Annotated in this window: 17 protein-coding genes and 1 pseudogene; 13 read left to right on the forward strand and 5 right to left on the reverse strand. The window is 66.9% G+C overall.

Annotation, left to right across the window (positions count from 1 at the left end; genetic code table 11):
• Nucleotides 1-5 precede the first annotated feature (5 nt).
• From Bsp3421_RS04550 to Bsp3421_RS04575, 6 genes are all read left to right on the forward strand, one after another.
• Nucleotides 6-788 carry an ABC transporter substrate-binding protein gene (locus Bsp3421_RS04550; protein WP_273997150.1) on the forward strand — a complete coding sequence of 261 codons (783 nt, stop codon included), beginning with the start codon at nucleotides 6-8 and terminating at the stop codon, nucleotides 786-788.
• Nucleotides 789-841: 53 nt separating this feature from the next.
• Entirely contained in the window at nucleotides 842-2,026 is a 1,185-nt protein-coding gene (locus tag Bsp3421_RS04555; protein WP_273997151.1) for a porin, read from the forward strand.
• 707 nt (nucleotides 2,027-2,733) lie between these two features.
• Entirely contained in the window at nucleotides 2,734-3,429 is a 696-nt protein-coding gene (locus tag Bsp3421_RS04560; protein WP_443111468.1) for a PadR family transcriptional regulator, read from the forward strand.
• 35 nt (nucleotides 3,430-3,464) lie between these two features.
• Entirely contained in the window at nucleotides 3,465-4,283 is an 819-nt protein-coding gene (locus Bsp3421_RS04565; RefSeq protein ID WP_273997152.1) for a siderophore-interacting protein, read from the forward strand.
• 127 nt (nucleotides 4,284-4,410) lie between these two features.
• Nucleotides 4,411-4,707, forward strand: a complete 297-nt coding sequence (locus tag Bsp3421_RS04570) for a hypothetical protein (RefSeq protein WP_273997153.1) — start codon at nucleotides 4,411-4,413, stop codon at nucleotides 4,705-4,707.
• 12 nt (nucleotides 4,708-4,719) lie between these two features.
• Nucleotides 4,720-4,959 carry a hypothetical protein gene (locus Bsp3421_RS04575; protein WP_273997154.1) on the forward strand — a complete coding sequence of 80 codons (240 nt, stop codon included), beginning with the start codon at nucleotides 4,720-4,722 and terminating at the stop codon, nucleotides 4,957-4,959.
• A 25-nt stretch (nucleotides 4,960-4,984) separates the two neighbouring features.
• Here Bsp3421_RS04575 and Bsp3421_RS04580 read toward each other — a convergent pair whose 3' ends face one another.
• On the reverse strand, nucleotides 4,985-5,569 hold the full coding sequence (locus tag Bsp3421_RS04580; protein ID WP_273997155.1) for a phosphatase PAP2 family protein: 585 nt from the start codon (nucleotides 5,567-5,569) through the stop codon (nucleotides 4,985-4,987).
• 456 nt (nucleotides 5,570-6,025) lie between these two features.
• On the opposite strand from Bsp3421_RS04580, the pseudogene Bsp3421_RS04585 reads away from it, so the two are divergent.
• The 5 genes and pseudogenes from Bsp3421_RS04585 to Bsp3421_RS04605 all read left to right on the forward strand — a co-directional run bounded on the left by Bsp3421_RS04585 (nucleotide 6,026) and on the right by Bsp3421_RS04605 (nucleotide 10,454).
• Nucleotides 6,026-6,766 (forward strand): annotated as a pseudogene (locus tag Bsp3421_RS04585) (acetoacetate decarboxylase).
• Nucleotides 6,767-6,809: 43 nt separating this feature from the next.
• Entirely contained in the window at nucleotides 6,810-7,595 is a 786-nt protein-coding gene (locus Bsp3421_RS04590; protein WP_273997156.1) for a 3-hydroxybutyrate dehydrogenase, read from the forward strand.
• Complete coding sequence (locus Bsp3421_RS04595) at nucleotides 7,592-8,803, forward strand: patatin-like phospholipase family protein (protein WP_273997157.1); 1,212 nt, start codon at nucleotides 7,592-7,594, stop codon at nucleotides 8,801-8,803. The genes Bsp3421_RS04590 and Bsp3421_RS04595 overlap by 4 nt, the downstream gene beginning before the upstream one ends.
• Before the next feature lie 74 nt (nucleotides 8,804-8,877).
• Nucleotides 8,878-9,342, forward strand: coding sequence for a hypothetical protein (locus Bsp3421_RS04600; RefSeq protein WP_273997158.1), 465 nt, complete (start codon nucleotides 8,878-8,880; stop codon nucleotides 9,340-9,342).
• A 230-nt stretch (nucleotides 9,343-9,572) separates the two neighbouring features.
• Nucleotides 9,573-10,454, forward strand: a complete 882-nt coding sequence (locus Bsp3421_RS04605) for a DUF5672 family protein (protein ID WP_273997159.1) — start codon at nucleotides 9,573-9,575, stop codon at nucleotides 10,452-10,454.
• Between the two features lie 98 nt (nucleotides 10,455-10,552).
• On the opposite strand, the gene Bsp3421_RS04610 is transcribed toward Bsp3421_RS04605, so the two are convergent.
• The 4 genes from Bsp3421_RS04610 to Bsp3421_RS04625 form a co-directional block, all read right to left on the reverse strand.
• Complete coding sequence (locus Bsp3421_RS04610; protein WP_273997160.1) at nucleotides 10,553-12,094, reverse strand: class I tRNA ligase family protein; 1,542 nt, start codon at nucleotides 12,092-12,094, stop codon at nucleotides 10,553-10,555.
• A 406-nt stretch (nucleotides 12,095-12,500) separates the two neighbouring features.
• Nucleotides 12,501-13,316 carry a PhzF family phenazine biosynthesis protein gene (locus Bsp3421_RS04615; protein ID WP_273997161.1) on the reverse strand — a complete coding sequence of 272 codons (816 nt, stop codon included), beginning with the start codon at nucleotides 13,314-13,316 and terminating at the stop codon, nucleotides 12,501-12,503.
• Between the two features lie 52 nt (nucleotides 13,317-13,368).
• Nucleotides 13,369-13,992 (reverse strand): glutathione S-transferase family protein, encoded by a 624-nt coding sequence (locus Bsp3421_RS04620; RefSeq protein ID WP_273997162.1) that lies wholly within the window; start codon nucleotides 13,990-13,992, stop codon nucleotides 13,369-13,371.
• A 327-nt stretch (nucleotides 13,993-14,319) separates the two neighbouring features.
• Nucleotides 14,320-15,237: a LysR substrate-binding domain-containing protein gene (locus tag Bsp3421_RS04625; RefSeq protein ID WP_273997163.1), complete on the reverse strand. Its 918-nt coding sequence runs from the start codon at nucleotides 15,235-15,237 to the stop codon at nucleotides 14,320-14,322.
• A 126-nt stretch (nucleotides 15,238-15,363) separates the two neighbouring features.
• Here Bsp3421_RS04625 and Bsp3421_RS04630 point away from each other — a divergent pair, with 126 nt between their 5' ends.
• Complete coding sequence (locus Bsp3421_RS04630; RefSeq protein ID WP_273997164.1) at nucleotides 15,364-16,449, forward strand: tartrate dehydrogenase; 1,086 nt, start codon at nucleotides 15,364-15,366, stop codon at nucleotides 16,447-16,449.
• Nucleotides 16,450-16,494: 45 nt separating this feature from the next.
• The gene (locus tag Bsp3421_RS04635) at nucleotides 16,495-17,487 is read left to right on the forward strand and encodes a M14 family metallopeptidase (protein ID WP_273997165.1); all 993 of its coding nucleotides are present in this window, start codon (nucleotides 16,495-16,497) and stop codon (nucleotides 17,485-17,487) included.
• The last annotated feature ends 6 nt before the right edge of the window (nucleotides 17,488-17,493 follow it).

Below are 17,493 nucleotides of genomic sequence, written 5' to 3' on the forward strand. Positions count from 1 at the left end.
GGGCAATGAAGCAGTGGACGGCAGCACTCACGATCGTACTGGCGGCAGGAGCGGCCCACGCCGGTGACTGGACGGGCAAGGAGATCCGCCTCGGGGTCGATCCGACCTACCCACCACTTGAATACAAGCTGCCCGACGGCACGTTGACGGGATTCGGGATCGACATCACGAACGCGTTGTGCGCGGAACTTCATGCCCGTTGCGTGTGGGTCGAGTCGAGCTTCGACGGGATGATCCCGGGGCTGCTCGCGCGCAAGTTCGACGTGATCGCGTCGTCGATGACGATCACGCCGAAGCGGATGCAGCAGATCGCCTTCACCAACCGCATCTCGAACGCGCCGGCCCGGCTGATCGCGCGCAAGGGCTCGCCGTTGCTGCCGACGGCCAATTCGCTGAAAGGCAAGCGCGTCGGCGTCGAGCAGGGTTCCGCGCAAGCCGATTACGCGATTGCGAACTGGCAGCCGGCCGGCGTACAGCTCGTGTCGTACCAGAACCAGGATCAGGTCTATGCCGATCTCATGTCGGGACGGCTCGACGCCGCGTTCCAGGCGTCGATCGCGGCCAGCGACGGCTTTCTGAAAAAGCCGCAGGGCAAGGACTATATGTTCGTCGGCGCGCCGATCGACGACGTGAAGTATTTCGGACAGGGAGACGGCCTCGGTCTGCGCAAGCAGGACAACGACCTGCGCGACGCGTTCAACCGCGCGCTGGCGACGATCCTGGCGAACGGCACGTATCAGAAGATCAATCGAAAGTACTTCGCCTTCGACATCTACGGCGCGAAGTAACCGTCTCGCTCCTGGCATGCGCGCAGGCCCGACGATACAAATAAGGAAAACGAATGAACTGGAGATCATTTCTCGCCGCCATCCCGGCGCTGTGCGCCGCGCCCGCGTTCGCGCAGGGAAGCGTGACGCTCTACGGCCTCGTCGACGCCGGCATCGACTATACGAACAACGTCGGGGGCCGCGGCGCATGGCAGATGGCGAGCGGCTTCGCGCAGGGCAGCCGCTGGGGGCTGAAGGGGACCGAAGATCTCGGCGGCGGCTATAACGCCGTGTTCCAGATCGAAAATGGCTTCAACGTGAACACCGGCACGCTGGCACAGGGTGGGCGCATGTTCGGGCGGCAAGCGTATGTGGGGCTGGGCAGCGCGCGTTATGGCACGCTGACGCTCGGGCGGCAGTACGATTCGGTCGTCGATTATCTCGCACCGACGACCGCCAACGGCAGTTGGGGCGTCTATCCGTTCGCGCACCCGCTCGACAACGACAATACGGGAAACACGTTCCGCACAAACAATACGGTCAAGTACGCGAGCCCTGATTTTTCCGGCTTCTCGTTCGGCGGCACGTACAGTTTCAGCAACGACACCGGGTTCGCGACCAATCGCCAGTGGAGCGTCGGCGCGCAGTACGAGCAGGGCGGCTTGCTAGTCGGCGCGGCGTTCCTGAATGCGGACAATCCGGGCGCGACATCCGGCGGCGCAATCGCGGGCTCCGGTTCGGTCGGCGCCGATGCGAACTTCGTGTCGGCGCGGCTGAGAATCTTCGGCGCCGGCGTCAACTACACGGCCGGGCCCGCGACGATCGGGTTCGCGTACACGAACAGCAACGTCACGCGACCGACCGCGAACGTCGGCTACTTGTTCGGCGACGAGACGATCGAACCCGTCACGGGGCCGCTCGCGAGCGGCACGGTGACGTCGATCAAGTACCAGAACGTCGAGGTGAACGGCAAGTACCAGTTCACGCCGGCATTTTTCGTCGGCGCGCAGTACGTGTACACGATGGTGCGCTACGACGCGACGACAGGCACCGCGAAGCCGAAGATCCATTCGATCGGCTTGATGGCCGACTACAACTTATCGAAGCGCACGGATGTCTATCTGATGGGCGCCTACCAGCGGATTGCCGGCGACGCGACCGGCTCGTCGCTCGATCAGGCCTATATCCCCGGCGCGGCCGATCTGTCGTCGAATGCGAAGCAGGTGATGGTGCATGCGGGGATTCGGCACCGGTTCTGACGGTTGCCGGTTCTGACCGCAATGACGGCCGCCGGGCAAGCGGCCGCTTCAACTGCCGATGCCTACTATCCGGTCCTCGCCGCCGGACCGCGAAACCGGTCGATCCGGGAGTCGATGCTCATCGATCTCGATGCATGCCATCCATGTCGGATGATGCTGTCCAGATAGTTGCGTTAGCCACGTTAGCCGTTGCCGACGGCCGGCGTCAGAACCGGCAGACTTCGACCGAAAACGAGTTGACCCTTCAGCTTCCCGACAGACTCGGTCGATAACGCATTCCATCGCAGTAAAGCGCGATGTCAGCCAGCAGCAGGTGCCCACCGTTCACGCCCGACGAGTCGATATGACAGGACGCACAGTCACCGCGCGCGGGATCGTCGAACAGCCGCTTGCCGCGCAACGCTGCACGGTCGGTGCGACCTTGCCGTCGAGGGCGTAGTCGAACTTTCTCGTGGACGGGGATGTCCTCGTCCGAGGGCGGTCGAGCAGCGCGACGACTTCTGCCCGCGTGCGCCACGGCCCGGGAAAATGGCCCCCGCATCGGGCGTACCTATCGCCCCCCATTCGATAGGTGCGAAAACCCCCTTTCATCAAGAGCCCGCAGCAACCCGCCCTCCCGCCCTCATCCCACCCTCAATTTCCCATTTGACTTCGTATCTTTCGATATATATCTTTCGATACATCTTACGACACAATGGAGTTCTGCCATGCGTCACCGTCACCCTCATTCCCACGCACATCACGGCCGCCACGGCGACGGCTGGGGCCGTCATCCGATGGCCGAACTGTTCTGGCAAGCGATCGGCCGCCATCGGGGCGGCGGTGGCGGCGGCCGGCGCGGCTTCGGCCCGTTCGGAGGAGGCGGTTTCGGCGGCGATGACGAAGGCCTGCCGCGCGGCCGCCAGTTCACGTCCGACGACCTGCAGCTGCTCCTTCTCGCCCTGCTCGCCGAGCAGCCGAGTCATGGCTACGAGCTGATCAAGGCGCTTGACACCCGTTCGAGCGGCTTCTATGCGCCCAGCCCCGGCATGGTGTACCCGGCGCTCACGTACCTGGAGGAAGTCGGCTACGTGACCGTGGAAGTCGAAGGCAACCGCAAGCGCTATGCGCTCGCCGACGCCGGCCGCGACCACCTCGCCTCGCAGCGCGAGCAAGTCGAGCTGCTGTTCGCGAAGCTCACCCACTTCGGACGCAAGATGGAATTCATGCGGCGCGCATTCGCGGGCGAAGGCGCCGAGGCCGGCGACGACACGCGCGGCTGGCTGAAGGATTTCGTCGAGGCCCGCCTCGCGCTCAAGCGCGCGCTGCTGCACAAGGCCGGCGCAAGCGCGGACGAACAACGCCGCATCGCCGCCATCCTGCTGCGCGCCGCCACCGAGATCGAAAGCGGCTCCGCAGCCTGAGCAGTCCACCCAGCCGCACCCTGGAGAACCGATACATGCAAAACCAAGCCGAGCGCGCGGTGATCCGCGTCCGCCATCCGCTCAAGTTCCGCCTGCTGCACGTCAAGCTGATCACGCCCGTCACGCCGCATCTGTTGCGCGTCACGCTGACCGGCCCCGATCTCGACGATTTCGAATCGGCGTCGTTCGACGACCACGTCAAGGTGTTCTTCCCCGCACCGGGGCAGGACGCTCCGCACATGCCGACGCTCGGGCCCGACGGCCCCGTGTTTCCGGAGGGCCAGCCGAAGCCCGTCGCGCGCGACTTCACGCCGCGCCGCTACGATCGCGCCGCGCGCGAGCTGGATCTCGAGTTCGTGCTGCACCATCCCGGCCCCGCCTCCACCTGGGCGGCGCAGGCGCGCATCGGCCAGACGCTCGGCATCGGCGGCCCGCGCGGCTCGTTCGTCATCCCGAATGATTTCGACTGGCATCTGCTGATCGGCGACGACACCGCCTTGCCCGCGATCGCGCGCCGCCTGGAGGAATTGCCCGCGGGCACGCGCGTCGCGGCCGTGCTGGAAGTCGCGGATTTCTCGGCGCAGGTCGAATTCCGCAGCGCCGCCGAGCTGCATCTGACCTGGCGTCACCGCGACACGGAAGCCGCCGGCGGCGACAGCGCGCTGCTGCACGCGCTCCGCGATCTGCCGCTGCCGTCCGGCGACGGCTACGTGTGGGCGGCCGGCGAGGCCGCCGCGATGCGCGCCGTGCGCCAGCATCTGTGCGGCGAGCGCGGCGTCGACAAGAGCCGCATCCGCGCGGCCGCCTACTGGAAGCGCGGCGCGGCCGCGGTCCACGAAACGCTCGACGACTGATCCCGCGCAGGTTGCGCGGTTGCATCTACCCGGTGCATCGCCTATACCTGTTCAAACGCCGAAGCGCGCGCACTGCGCAGCCCCGGCGCGCAAACGGGCACGCCGTTCCGGTGTCGGGGAGGCCACCATGCAAGCGCTCAACCTGATCATTCAGCTGGCAAGCGGCGCGACGGGCGGCAACGTCGCGGGCGCGCTGGCCGAGAAGTATGGCCTCGGTCCGCTCGGCAACACGCTCGCGGGCCTCGTCGGCGGCGGCCTCGGCGGGGAACTCATCAAGTCGGCGCTGGGCGCCTCCGCCCAGGCGGCAGGCGGCTTCGATCTCGGCGCGCTGCTCGGCGACGTCGGCGCCGGCAGCGCGGGCGGCGCCTGCTTGACGATCGCCGCCGGCCTCGCGCGCGCCCGCTTCGCACGCCGGCTTCACTGAGCGCGCGCCGCCATGAACACGAACCCGCGTCGCGCGCCCTCCGCGGTTCTGCTGCGTCGTCTCAGGATCGCCGGCTACTGCGGCCTGGCCGCCATCGCGCTCGCGCTGTTCGTCGCGATGTGCGCGATCCTCGCCGACAGCGCGCTCGATCGGCAAACCGCGCGACCCGTGATGGACGACGGCACCGAACTGCATGGCGGCACGCCCGCCGCCGGATCGGCCGCCCCTGCTCAAGCGGGCCCGTCCAGCTGAGCGCGCCGCCGCACAGCGTCCTGCCTCAGCGCGCGCGCAGGCGGCCGAACAGCCGCGCGTGCAATGCCTCGCCGATCCGATCGCACAGCGCGGTCAGCCCGCGCCCGTAAAGGTGCACGGCCAGCGCGCCCGCGGTGCCCACCAGCACGCCGCCCACCATGTCGAGCGGCCAGTGCACGCCTGCATAGATGCGACCCCACGCCACCGCGAGCGCGACGCCGATCAGCGCCGCCCCGGCCGCGCGCGTCGTGCGCGCGAGCAGCAGGCCCGCCGTGATGCTCCACACGAAGGTCATGTGATTGCTCGGAAACGAGCCGTCCGGCGCATGCGGGATCAGCTGCGCGCCGACGCCCGCGACGAACGGCCGGGGCGAATACCAGAACGTCGAGATCACCTGCGCGAGCGCGAGCGCCGCGCATGCGGCGAGAGCCGCCTCGATCGCCTGACGACGCGTCGCGTGCTGCGCGCCGAGCGCCCAGGTCAGGGCCAGCAACAGCGGTACGACATAGACGAGCCACCGCGCACAGAACACGGCGAGATGAACGACGGCGGGATGGGGGGTGGAACCGGCGTTGAGCGCGGTGAAGACGATGAGATTGAAATTCTGCATGGAATCGAAACGGGGGACAAAGCGCACGAACCGAATCAATCGATGCGCGCGATGATGCCGGACGCGTACACCGGAAGAGACGCCGGAATCCGGTGCGCCACGAATTGAAAGAAAGCGCCGGATTATAACGACGCCGGGGTTTGAACACGTGTGCAGCGCAGAAGTTCAACCGTCCTTATCGAGGCCGACCCACCCCATCGACGCCCGATATCCCGTAAGCTCTCACCTTGCATCCCGGAAATGCTCACCTTCTGAAAGCCTGATGTACGGCGAGCAGCGCCACCATGCAAGCTTAGGCAAGAATCCATCAGACTTGTCTCAAGATTATCAATACTCATTCGCTCGATATCTCGAAAGACGCAATAATCTTTTCCATTTGCGGCATCGCACAATCGATACACAGAAGCATACGATATCGACACCTCTCATCCACGAAGCGATCAACAAGGAGTCCGCATGAATCCCAGCCAGGTCCGGTCGAAAGCATTTGCGATGCCTCTTACCAGCCCAGCATTCCCGATGGGCCCTTATCGCTTCGTCAATCGGGAGTTCCTGATCATCACGTATCGCACCGACATGGACCGGCTGCGCGAGATCGTTCCGGAGCCGCTGAAGGTGGTCGAGCCGCTCGTGCATTACGAATTCATCCGCATGCCGGATTCGACCGGCTTCGGCGACTACACCGAGAGCGGCCAGGTGATCCCGGTCGAATTCAACGGTCAGCCCGGCGGCTACACGCTCGCGATGTACCTGAACGATCACCCGCCGATCGCGGGCGGCCGCGAGCTGTAGGGCTTCCCGAAGAAGCTCGCGCAACCGACGCTCGAAACCCACATCGACACGCTGATCGGCACGCTCAACTATGGCCCGGTGCGGGTTGCGACCGGCACGATGGGCTACAAGCACCGCGAGCTGGACAACGCCGAGCAGACGAAGCGCCTCGCCGGCGCGAATTTCCTGCTGAAGATCATCCCCCACGTCGACGGCTCGGCGCGGGTATGCGAACTCGTGCGCTACTACCTGCAGGACATCAAGATGAAGGGCGCCTGGACCGGCCCGGCGTCGCTGCAACTCGCGCCGCATGCGCTCGCGCCGGTCGCGGAGCTGCCGGTGCTCGAAATCGTCGAGGCCCGGCACCTGATCGCCGACCTGACGCTCGACCTCGGCGAAGTCGTCTACGATTACCTCGCGCAGTGACGCACGCGTTTTCTTCCTTTCACTTCTTACTGGGAATTCGATCATGAGCAATCTGAATGGCAAGACGGCGGTCGTGACGGGCGCGGCGAGCGGGATCGGCAAGGAGATCGCGCTGGAACTGGCGAAGGCGGGCGCGGCGGTGGCGATCGCGGACCTGAACCAGGACGGCGCGAACGCGGTGGCGGAACAGATCAGGCAGGCGGGCGGCAAGGCGATCGGCGTCGCGATGGACGTGACCAGCGAGGAAGCGGTCAACAGCGGGATCGACAAGGTGGCGGCGGCCTTCGGCACGATCGACATCCTGGTGTCGAACGCGGGCATCCAGATCGTGAATCCGATCGAGAACTATGCGTTCTCGGACTGGAAAAAGATGCAGGCGATCCACGTCGACGGCGCGTTCCTGACGACCAAGGCGGCGCTCAAGTACATGTACAAGGACGATCGCGGCGGCGTGGTGATCTACATGGGCTCGGTGCACTCGCACGAGGCGTCGCCGCTGAAGTCGGCCTATGTGACGGCGAAGCACGGCTTGCTGGGCCTCGCGCGCGTGCTGGCCAAGGAAGGCGCGAAGCACAACGTGCGCTCGCACGTGGTGTGTCCGGGCTTCGTGCGCACGCCGCTCGTCGACAAGCAGATTCCGGAGCAGGCGAAGGAACTCGGCATCAGCGAAGACGACGTGATCAAGCATGTGATGCTCGGCAACACGGTGGACGGCGTGTTCACCACGGTCGAGGACGTCGCGCAGACGGTGCTGTTCCTGTCCGCGTTCCCGAGCGCGGCGTTGACCGGCCAGTCGTTCATCGTCAGTCACGGATGGTTCATGCAATGAAGCCGCACGCCAGAACCGAAAAGCAGGCGGTCGATCCAGCCGACCTGCACGAGACCAGCATCACGCCGCCTCACGTGTTGCCGTACGAGACGATCGCGCTCGTGCTGCAAGGCGGCGGCGCGCTCGGTGCCTACCAGGCGGGGGTGTTCGAGGGCCTGCATGAAGCAGGCGTTCCGCTCAACTGGATCGCCGGCATCTCGATCGGCGCGCTCAACACCGCGCTGATCGCCGGCAATCCGCCGGAACGGCGCGTTGAGCGCCTGCGCGAATTCTGGGAAACGATCTGCCAGCCCGCGTTCTTCCCCGCGCTGCCGGCCGCGTTCGAGTTCGCGCTGTTCAACAGTCACGATTCGGTGCGCACCTTCTTCACGGCGAGCCAGGCGGCCAGCGCGGTGATGCAGGGCCAGCGCGGCTTCTTCGTGCCGCGCTTCCCGCCGCCGCTCCCGGGCGCCACCCAACCGCCCGGGAAGGTCAGCTACTACGACACCTCCGCGCTGCGCGCGACGCTGCTCAAGCTGTGTGATTTCGACCGCATCAACTCGGGCGAAACGCGGGTGTCGGTCGGCGCCGTGAACGTCGGCACCGGCAACTTCATCTACTTCGACAACACGAAGACGACGCTTCGGCCCGAGCACTTCATGGCCTCGGGCGCGCTGCCGCCCGCGTTCCCGCCCGTCGAGATCGACGGCGAGTTCTACTGGGACGGCGGCATCGTCTCGAACACGCCGCTCATGGAAGTGCTGCGCGCGTCGCCGCGACGTGACACGCTCGCGTTCCAGGTCGACCTGTGGAGCGCGCGCGGGCCGCTGCCGGAATCGATGAACGACGTCACCGAACGCACCAAGGACGTCCAGTACTCGAGCCGCACGCGCTTCGTCACCGACACCCTGCAACGCGAACAGCGCTTTCGCAACGTGCTGCGCCGCGTGCTCGACCAGGTGCCGGAAGCGCAGCGCAAGAGCGATCCGTGGTGCCAGCAGGCCGAGGTGCTGTCATGCAGCAAGCGCTACAACGTGCAGCACCTGATTTATGAGCAGAAGGCCTACGAGCAGCACTACAAGGACTACCAGTTCGGCTTGTCCACGATGCGCGACCACTGGAGCGCCGGGCTCACCGACATCCGGCGCACGCTGTCGGTCAAGGACGGGCTCGCGCTGCCCGACAACGACGCGGGCTTCGTCACGCACGATATCCACCGCATGCGCTGAGCGCGCCGCATCAAGCCGGTGCGCACCCGCGCGCCGGTTGTTTCCGACGTCTCATTCCCCGCCCTCGCATCGCCATGCCGATCCTCATCGCCTTCATCGTGCTCGCCGCCCTCGTCTGGGGCGCCGTCTATGCCTTCCAGTCGATCGCCGCGCACTTCGGTGAGCCGATCGCGATCGGTGCGGCCGTCATCGCGGCGGCGGCGCTCGTCGCGCTGGTGTCGTGGTGGCTGCGCCGGCGGCGCGACATCGCGCCCAATACGAAGCAGGACGGCTGGACCCATGAATTCCGGCACGCCGGGGCCACGCTGCGGCTGTCGGCGACCAAGGGCCTGCTGTCGCTGTCGCAGGACGGCAAGGAAGGGCTCTACACGCTGACCGAGCTGACCGGCTGCGCGGCCGAAGCCGCCAACGACGCGCGGTGCCTGATCGTCAAGGTGCGCGACCCGCAACGCGCCGCGTGGACGCTGCCGATGCGCAGCAAGCGCGATGCGCAGCGCTGGGCGCGCGTGCTGTCGCTCGCGCAGACCCAGCGCCTGTGAGAGGCGCGCCGCAGCCGCCCCCGGCGCGCGGCGCGCACCGGCCTGCCTGGGGAACAGCCCCCTTCTTGTGCCCGATGTAATGACCGAAAGAAAGCGCCGGCCAGAAAGAGCGGTCGCGCCCTCGTCACGTCGCCCTCGCTGTCGTGCCTTCAGCGTGACAGTGCCCTTCGCCTAACGTACGATAGTCCGGAACGTGCCTTCATCGCAGATACTCACGACAGCCTGCATCGATGAATCGTCATCCGGACTTGGAACTGCCCCAAGTGACACTATGCGCAGCCGACTCGGTCCATCCGGCGCTCGCCGCCCGCGCGCTGGACATCTCGGCTGCGCAATGCGCGTTCGCCGACGCGATCCTGTTCAGCCACGAAGCCGTGCCGAGCAGCGCACGCACGGTACTGATTCCCCGCCTGCAGTCGGGGGCGGAATATTCTGCCTTCATGGTCAAGGATCTCGCGAGTCATGTGACCACGCCTTGGGCCCTGGTCGTTCAGTGGGACGGCTATGTGGTGAACGCGGCCGCATGGAGCCATGCGTTCCTCACGTACGACTACATCGGGGCATGCTGGCCGTTCCACCAGGACGGCATGAATGTGGGCAACGGCGGATTTTCCTTGCGCTCGGCGAAATTACTGCAGGCGCTTGCCGATCCGCGAGTTGAACTTATTCCCGGCATGAACGAGGATGATTTGATCTGCCGGGCATACCGGCCGTTCCTGGAGACCGAGTATGGCATTCGATTTGCGCCTGCGGAGGTCGCGGCCCGCTTTTCCTATGAACATACCCGGCCCACAGCGCCGACATTCGGCTTTCATGCCGCGTACAACATGTGGCGACACGTCGACGACGAGGCGTTGATGGACATCGTCCGCACGCTGAACGAGCGGACCTTCACATCGACCATGGTCATGCAGTTGCTGATGGTCTACTGCGAGCTGCGGAAATTCCCCTGCGTGAAGACAATGTACGAACGCTATCGTCGTCTCTGGAGCCCGCAACAGCTCAAGCAAAACATGGTGAATATGGGCCTCCCCGGCGACGTCGCCTTGACGTATATCGACATCTGCGAAAAGACAGCGAACATATCTGGCGACAGCGCTCGTCTTGAGTAACAGCGCGCGTCGAACCGAAGCCGGGGGCCGCACGCCGTGCAGGCAAGTCGCACGGCTCGTGCGGCCCCAGCGCCTGTGACGCACGCGGCGGCGGCCGACTACCCGCCGCGCGTGCCGGCTTCTCGCTTCGGGAACAACACGCCCTCCCGTACCCGATTGCCCGGCGCGACGCCCTCGCCCCAGCGCGCCTCCCAACGCGGCGGCGCCGCCAGTCCCAGCCATTCGCACAGCGTGGTCATCTTGCCCGGCATCACCGGATGCAGCAGGCCCGCGACGCGCCCCAGCCCTTCGACCACCAAGTACAGCACCGTATCGAGCCGCGCGGATGCGTCGGCGTCCGCCTGCCTCGCCAGCACCCACGGCGCGCGATGCGCGACATAGGCATTGAGTTCCTGCACGAGCGCCATGACCTGCTCGACCGCGCGCCCGAGCCGCATGTCGTCGACGAGCGCGAGCACATGCGCGGGCAGTGCGTCGGCGCGCGCGATCAGCGCCGCCTCCTCCGCATCGTAGCCATGCGGCGCGGGCACCCGGCCGCCGCGATACTTCGCCACCATCGACAGCGTGCGCGAGACGAGATTGCCGAGATCGTCGGCCAACTCCCCGCTCAGGCGCCGCGCGAGGACCGCATGGCTGATGATCCCGTCGAAGCCGAAGCTCACCTCGCGGACCAGCGTGTAGCGCAACGCATCGACGCCGTAGGTGTCCGCCGCTTCGAGCGGATCGACGCCGTTGCCGAGCGACTTGCTCATCTTGCGGCCGTCCGCGCCGAGCAGATGGCCCGACACATGCAGGCGCCGATAGGGCGCGATGCCGAGCGCGTGCAGCATGCTCAGCCAGAACAGCGTGTGCGTGCGCAGGATGTCCTTGCCGATCACATGCCGCACGGTCGGCCAGTACGCGGCGAAATCGGGATGGTCCGGATAGCCGAGCGACGACACGTAGCTGAGCAGCGCATCGAACCAGACGTAGGTCACATGCCCGGCGTCCCACGGAATCGGAATCCCCCACGCGAGACGCTCGACGGGTCGCGAGATGCTCAGATCGCCGATCGGCTCCGCCAGCAGCTTCAGCACTTCGTTGCGGTACTGCGCGGGCTGGATCAGGTCCGGCTCGTCGCGCAGCAGCGCGCGCATCCAGTCGCGATGCCGCTCCATCCGGAAGAAATAGTTGGGCTCGCGCCGCGGCACGGGCGGCTCCTTGTCCTCGGGCAGCTTGCCGTCCACCAGTTCCTTGTCGGTGACGAAACGCTCCTGGCCGACCGAATAGAGGCCTTCATACTCCGCCAGATAGATGTCGCCGGCCTCGTGCAGCCGCGCGAGGCACGCGGACACCACCTCGGCGTGCGCGGGCGCGGTGGTGCGGACGAACCGGTCCGGCTCGACGGCCAGCCGCCGCCATGCGTCCTCGAACGAACGCGCGTGACGCTCGGCGAACGCACGCGGCATCTCGTTCGCCTGCTGCGCGGCGCGCGCGATCTTCTCGCCGTGCTCGTCGGCGCCCGTGAGCGAGATCACCGCGTGCCCGGCCGCGCGCAGGTAGCGGGCCATGATGTCGGCGTGCACGCTCGCATAGGCATGGCCGAGATGGGGCCGGTCGTTGACGTAGTAAATCGGCGTGGTGATGTATCGAACCGTCATGGCCTCTCCGGAAATGAAAAAGGGACGCCCGCGGCGTCCCTTTTTTACAAGCAAAAAGCCCTCAGCGCCCGGGTGGATAACCTGCCAGGGGCATACGCATCGAACGGAAGAAGACTTGAGTGGCTTGCATGAATGAGTGGATTGAATCAGGTGGCGAACCGGCGGCCGTGACCGCGTGCGATTCATCGTGACAGGTAACGCAGCGCGTGTCCAGCGGCGAGGTGTGTGAAGCGGTAGCCCGGCGACCGGATCCCGGCGCATCGGCGACACGCTCCCGACAAATCTCACCCTTCATGGCAGCCGCACCGCCAACGTGAGCGTTGCGCACGCAATCGACTCACCGTCGTGCCTCGCGAACGAACGGCATGCATGTGCGCGTCCGGGAAAAAGGACGGACGCCTATCCGTTAGAACGTCGCGCGTCCTTCCAGGAAAAACACGCACGCGCCTTCCAGCTCGATCCGTTCGCCGAGCAGCCGGCAACGTATCTCGCCGCCGCGCGCCGACGCCTGATAGGCGCGGAATGCCGTCTTGCCGAGCCGCGCCGCCCAGTACGGCGCGAGCATGCAGTGCACGCTGCCCGTCACCGGATCTTCCGGCACGCCCTTCGCCGGCGCAAAGTAACGGCTCACGAAATCGTAGCCCGCATCGCCTTCGGCCGTGACGATCACGCCGCTGCGGTCGAGCGCGGCCAGTGCGCTCATGTGCGGCGTCAGCTCGCGCACCGCCCGGGCATCCGGCAGGCGAGCGAGATAGCTGAACGCGTTGACGCATACCTCGACCGGCTCGACACCCAACGCAGCGACGAGCCCGGGCGGCGACGCGCAGACCTGCGCGTCGCGAACCGGGAAGTTCATGACGTAGGCGTCTCCGCGCCGCTCGACCGTCAACGGCCCGCTCCGCGAATGGAACACGACGCGCGTGCGTCCCGGCTCGACGCGCTCCATCACGACGGCCGCGCTCGCGAGCGTCGCGTGTCCGCACAGCGGCACTTCGACCGCCGGCGTAAACCAGCGCAACCGGTAGTCGCCGCCTTCCGGCACGACGAATGCGGTCTCCGCGAGATTGTTCTCGGCGGCGAGCGCCTGCATCGTCGCGTCGTCCGGAAAGCGTTCCAGCAGCATCACGGCGGCGGGATTGCCGGCGAAACGCCGGCTCGCGAAAGCATCGACCTGATAGATCGGTACGCCGGCCGACGGCGCGCGCAGGTGTTCGAAAGCCATGCCCGGACTCAGTGTCGAGGAAAGGGACGCAAGCAGGACGCCGCGCGACGGCTCAAGGCAAACCGTTACTGCAGTATTCGGCGAAACCGGGCCGCTCGGCAAGGCTGTCGAAATACGCGGAGACCGCCGGCAGGTCCGGCTTGTCGAACGGCGTGCCGAACCAGCGATTCACCGACAGCCCGATCGAAATATCGGCCAAGGTGAACGCGCCGCCCGCGACGAACGCACCGGTCGCCTCGAGCTGCGCATCGAGAAGCTCCATGCGACGCGTCCAGTTCACGCACGAGGCGCGGATCTGCTCGGGATCCTGGTGTGTCGGCTGCTTGCGGATCAGGCCGAGAAACGCATAGCTCCATGCAGGATTCAGCACGGTCGCCTGCCAGTCGAGCCACTGGTCGACGCGCGCCCGCGCATGCGGCTCGACCGGATACAGGTGCTCGCCGCCATAGACGGTAACCAGATAGCGAACGATCGCATGCGATTCCCACAGCACGAAATCGTCGTCCTGGATCACGGGCACGAGCCCGTTCGGATTCAGTTCGAGGAACTCAGGCGTCTGCGTGGGCCGAAAGCCCGCGCCCCAGTCTTCGTGTTCGAACGCGAGTTGCAATTCGGCGCAGGTCCACAGCACTTTGCGGACGTTGATGGACGGCGCCTTACCGAGAATCTTCAGCATGTCGGCTCACCCGTTGGAAGAGGAGCGATCGATTCTAGAGGACGTGCACAGGCCCGTATAGAGACAGTTCGGGACGCGCGGGCCGGTGCACTTCGACGCGGCGCGCGGCTCCGCGCACAGCTCCCGAAAACACTCACCTTTCGAGCGATCGCGGTTGAATTCGCCGAGGGTTCGCGCGCCGTCCGTGGACCCAGGAATACGTTTGCGCCTTGCGCCTCTTGCGCCTCTTGCGCCTCTTGCGCCTCTTGCGCCTCTTGCGCCTCTTGCGCCTCTTGCGCCTCTTGCGCCTCTTGCGCGTCTCGTGACGCATGACGCCCGGCATGGCCGCTAACGCGCCGGCTCCGCGTCGTTCCAGTGCGCAAACGCATCCGCGAGGAAATCGACGCACACGCGCACCTTCGCCGACGACGCGAGCCGCGCCGGATACACGGCCCAGATAGGCGCGGGCTGGCTCGCGTCGGGCAGCACGCGCTGCAGCGCACCGCTCGCGAGCAACGGCGCCGCCTCCCACATCGAACGCAGCACGATGCCGCGCCCGGCCAGCGCCCACTGCACGGCGACCTCGCCATGATTGGTCGACAGCGCGCCGCCCACCTTCACGCTCACGGTCTCGCCGCGCATCGTCAGGCGCCACACGCCGAACGGGTGGTCGCGCTCCTTGATCGCGAGACACTGGTGCGCGGCAAGATCCGCGAGCTGGCGCGGCGTGCCGTGCCGCGCGAGATAGTCGGGCGACGCGCACAGCACCCGCTGATTGGCGGCGAGCCGCTTCGCGATCAGGTGTTCGGCGATCTCGTCGCCGATCCGGATATCGAGATCAAAACCTTCGCCTGCGACGTCGACGAGCCGGTCGAACAGATCGAGCCGGACATTCAATTGCGGATAGCGCGCGCTGAAATCGAGCAGCGCGGGCGCGACCACGAGCCGCCCGAACCCGAAGCTGCTGGAGATGCGCAGCGTGCCGCGCGGCACGCTGCGGGTGGTCGACACATCCTCGACGAGATGATCGACGTCGTCGAGGATCTTGTCCGCCCACGCATAGACCCGCTCGCCCGCGTCGGTCACCGCGACGCGGCGCGTCGAGCGATGCAGCAGCCGCGTGCCGAGCTGCGTTTCGAGCAGGGCGATGCGCTTGCTCACGTACGCGGGCGACACGCCCAGTTGCTCGGCGGCCGCGCTGAAGCTGGCGAGTCGCACCACCACGCTGAACACGCGCAGGTCGTCGAGATTCGGGGCTTTGTTCACGATGTGTGAAAAGTCGATTAACCGGATGGCCGATTCTAATCCCGCTGGAAATAAATAAAATGCCAGCATGCGTGCCCGGCCCGGGTCGGCGGCGCGCGTTCCATTCCGCATCCACAGGAGAAACGCATGAACGCGCACGCGTACAAGATCGCCGTCATCCCCGGCGACGGCATCGGCCGGGAAGTGATGCCCGAGGGACTGCGCGTGCTCGACGCGATCACGCAGCGCTTCGGGCTGCGCTTCGATCTCACGCCGATCGAATGGGCCAGCTGCGACTACTACACGCAACACGGCCAGATGATGCCCGCCGACTGGAAGCCGCAGCTCGCGCACCAGGACGCAATCCTGTTCGGTGCGGTCGGCTGGCCCGCGACGGTGCCCGACCACGTGTCGCTGTGGGGCTCGCTGATCCGTTTCCGCCGCGAGTTCGACCAGTACATCAACCTGCGCCCCGCGCGCCTGTTCGATGGCGTGCCGTGCCCGCTCGCGGGCCGGCGCGCGGGCGACATCGATTTCATGATCGTGCGCGAGAACACCGAGGGCGAATACTCGGCGGTGGGCGGCGCGATGTTCGAGGGCACCGAGCGCGAATTCGTGGTCCAGCAATCGGTATTCACGCGACACGGCACCGAGCGCGTCATGAAGTTCGCCTTCGAGCTGGCACGGCGCCGCGCGAAACGCCTGACGGTCGCGACGAAGAGCAACGGCATCGCGATCAGCATGCCGTGGTGGGACGCGCGCGCCGCGGAGATGGCCGCGCACTTCCCCGACGTCGCCTGGGACAAGCAGCACATCGACATCCTGTGCGCGCGCTTCGTGATGCAGCCCGACCGTTTCGACGTGGTGGTCGCCTCGAACCTGTTCGGCGACATCCTGTCCGACCTCGGCCCGGCCTGCACCGGCACGATCGGCATCGCGCCGTCCGCCAACCTGAATCCGGAGCGACGCTTTCCGTCGCTGTTCGAGCCGGTGCACGGCTCCGCGCCGGACATCGCGGGGCGCGGCATCGCGAACCCGGTCGCGATGATCTGGTCGGTCGCGCTGATGCTCGACTTCCTCGGTCACGGCGCCGGCCCCGCGCGCGACGCGCATGACGCGATCCTCGGCGCGATCGAAGCGGTGCTGCGCGACGGACCGCACCCCGGCGACCTGGGCGGGCACGCCACCACGCGCGAAGTCGGCGACGCGATCGTCGCGCGGCTGCTGGCCTGAGCGGCCCGCGCCGCCCATTTTCATCGGCTCCCGAAAAATCTCACCATGACCTCACCGGCTCCCGAAAACCCTCACTATTCGATCGAGGTCGCCTTTCCGGACCTCGAACCGCATCGATCCGGCAACACCGGCGTCGATTATGTCCATCGCTTCGAGTCGGGTGCGCCGGGGCCGTCGGTGCTCGTCAATGCGCTCACGCACGGCAACGAAGTGTGCGGCGCGCTCGTCGTCGATGCGCTGCTGACGCGGCGCGTGCGTCCGCGTCGCGGCACGCTGATGCTGTCGTTCGCGAACGTCGCCGCCTATCGCCGCTTCGATCCGCGCAGTCCGGACGCCTCGCGTTTCGTCGACCAGGATTTCAATCGGGTGTGGACGCCCGCGCTGCTCGACGACCTGTCGCGCGACTCGGTCGAACTCGCGCGCGCCCGCGCGCTGCGGCCGTTCGTCGACGCGGCCGACCTGCTGCTCGACCTGCACTCGATGCACGAACGCAGCGCGCCGCTCGGGCTCGCCGGGCCGCTCGACAAGGGCGTCGAGCTGGCGCTGCGGGTCGGCGCGCCCGCCACCGTGATCCGCGACGCGGGCCATCCCGAGGGCACGCGCATGCGCGACTACGGCGCGTTCGGCGATCCCGCCAGCCCGCGCAACGCGCTCCTCGTCGAATGCGGCCAACACTGGGAAGCGCAAGCCGTCGCGGTTGCGCGCGACGCCACCGCGCGCTTTCTCGTCGCCGCCGGCACGCTCGCGCGCGACGACCTGCAGCCGGACTGGTTCCTGCCGCCCGCGCCGGCGCTGCGCATCGTCCAGGTAACCGAACCCGTCGTCGCGCGCAGCACCGATTTCCGTTTCGCCGGCCCGTACACAGGCCTCGAGCATTTCGCCGAGGCGGGCGCGCTCATCGGCTGGTCGGATGGCGAGCCGGTGCGCACGCCCTACCCGGACTGCGTGCTCGTCATGCCGTCGCTGCGCCAGTTGCGGCCCGGCGTCACGGTCGTCCGGCTCGGCCGGCTCGAACGTGAGCGCGCGCCGAGCGCCTGACTCACC

It is taken from the genome of Burkholderia sp. FERM BP-3421, assembly GCF_028657905.1.
GTDB lineage: Bacteria > Pseudomonadota > Gammaproteobacteria > Burkholderiales > Burkholderiaceae > Burkholderia.

Excerpts from the sequence above, each read along its gene's own strand:
- Bsp3421_RS04570 (WP_273997153.1), top strand. The coding sequence starts at position 4,411 with ATGCAAGCGCTCAACCTGATCATTCAGCTGGCAAGCGGCGCGACGGGC.
- Bsp3421_RS04615 (WP_273997161.1), bottom strand. The coding sequence starts at position 13,316 with ATGGCTTTCGAACACCTGCGCGCGCCGTCGGCCGGCGTACCGATCTAT.
- Bsp3421_RS04610 (WP_273997160.1), bottom strand. The coding sequence starts at position 12,094 with ATGACGGTTCGATACATCACCACGCCGATTTACTACGTCAACGACCGG.
- Bsp3421_RS04620 (WP_273997162.1), bottom strand. The coding sequence starts at position 13,992 with ATGCTGAAGATTCTCGGTAAGGCGCCGTCCATCAACGTCCGCAAAGTG.
- Bsp3421_RS04635 (WP_273997165.1), top strand. The coding sequence starts at position 16,495 with ATGACCTCACCGGCTCCCGAAAACCCTCACTATTCGATCGAGGTCGCC.
- Bsp3421_RS04590 (WP_273997156.1), top strand. The coding sequence starts at position 6,810 with ATGAGCAATCTGAATGGCAAGACGGCGGTCGTGACGGGCGCGGCGAGC.
- Bsp3421_RS04595 (WP_273997157.1), top strand. The coding sequence starts at position 7,592 with ATGAAGCCGCACGCCAGAACCGAAAAGCAGGCGGTCGATCCAGCCGAC.
- Bsp3421_RS04575 (WP_273997154.1), top strand. The coding sequence starts at position 4,720 with ATGAACACGAACCCGCGTCGCGCGCCCTCCGCGGTTCTGCTGCGTCGT.
- Bsp3421_RS04550 (WP_273997150.1), top strand. The coding sequence starts at position 6 with ATGAAGCAGTGGACGGCAGCACTCACGATCGTACTGGCGGCAGGAGCG.
- Bsp3421_RS04560 (WP_443111468.1), top strand. The coding sequence starts at position 2,734 with ATGCGTCACCGTCACCCTCATTCCCACGCACATCACGGCCGCCACGGC.
- Bsp3421_RS04580 (WP_273997155.1), bottom strand. The coding sequence starts at position 5,569 with ATGCAGAATTTCAATCTCATCGTCTTCACCGCGCTCAACGCCGGTTCC.
- Bsp3421_RS04555 (WP_273997151.1), top strand. The coding sequence starts at position 842 with ATGAACTGGAGATCATTTCTCGCCGCCATCCCGGCGCTGTGCGCCGCG.
- Bsp3421_RS04600 (WP_273997158.1), top strand. The coding sequence starts at position 8,878 with ATGCCGATCCTCATCGCCTTCATCGTGCTCGCCGCCCTCGTCTGGGGC.
- Bsp3421_RS04605 (WP_273997159.1), top strand. The coding sequence starts at position 9,573 with ATGAATCGTCATCCGGACTTGGAACTGCCCCAAGTGACACTATGCGCA.
- Bsp3421_RS04630 (WP_273997164.1), top strand. The coding sequence starts at position 15,364 with ATGAACGCGCACGCGTACAAGATCGCCGTCATCCCCGGCGACGGCATC.
- Bsp3421_RS04565 (WP_273997152.1), top strand. The coding sequence starts at position 3,465 with ATGCAAAACCAAGCCGAGCGCGCGGTGATCCGCGTCCGCCATCCGCTC.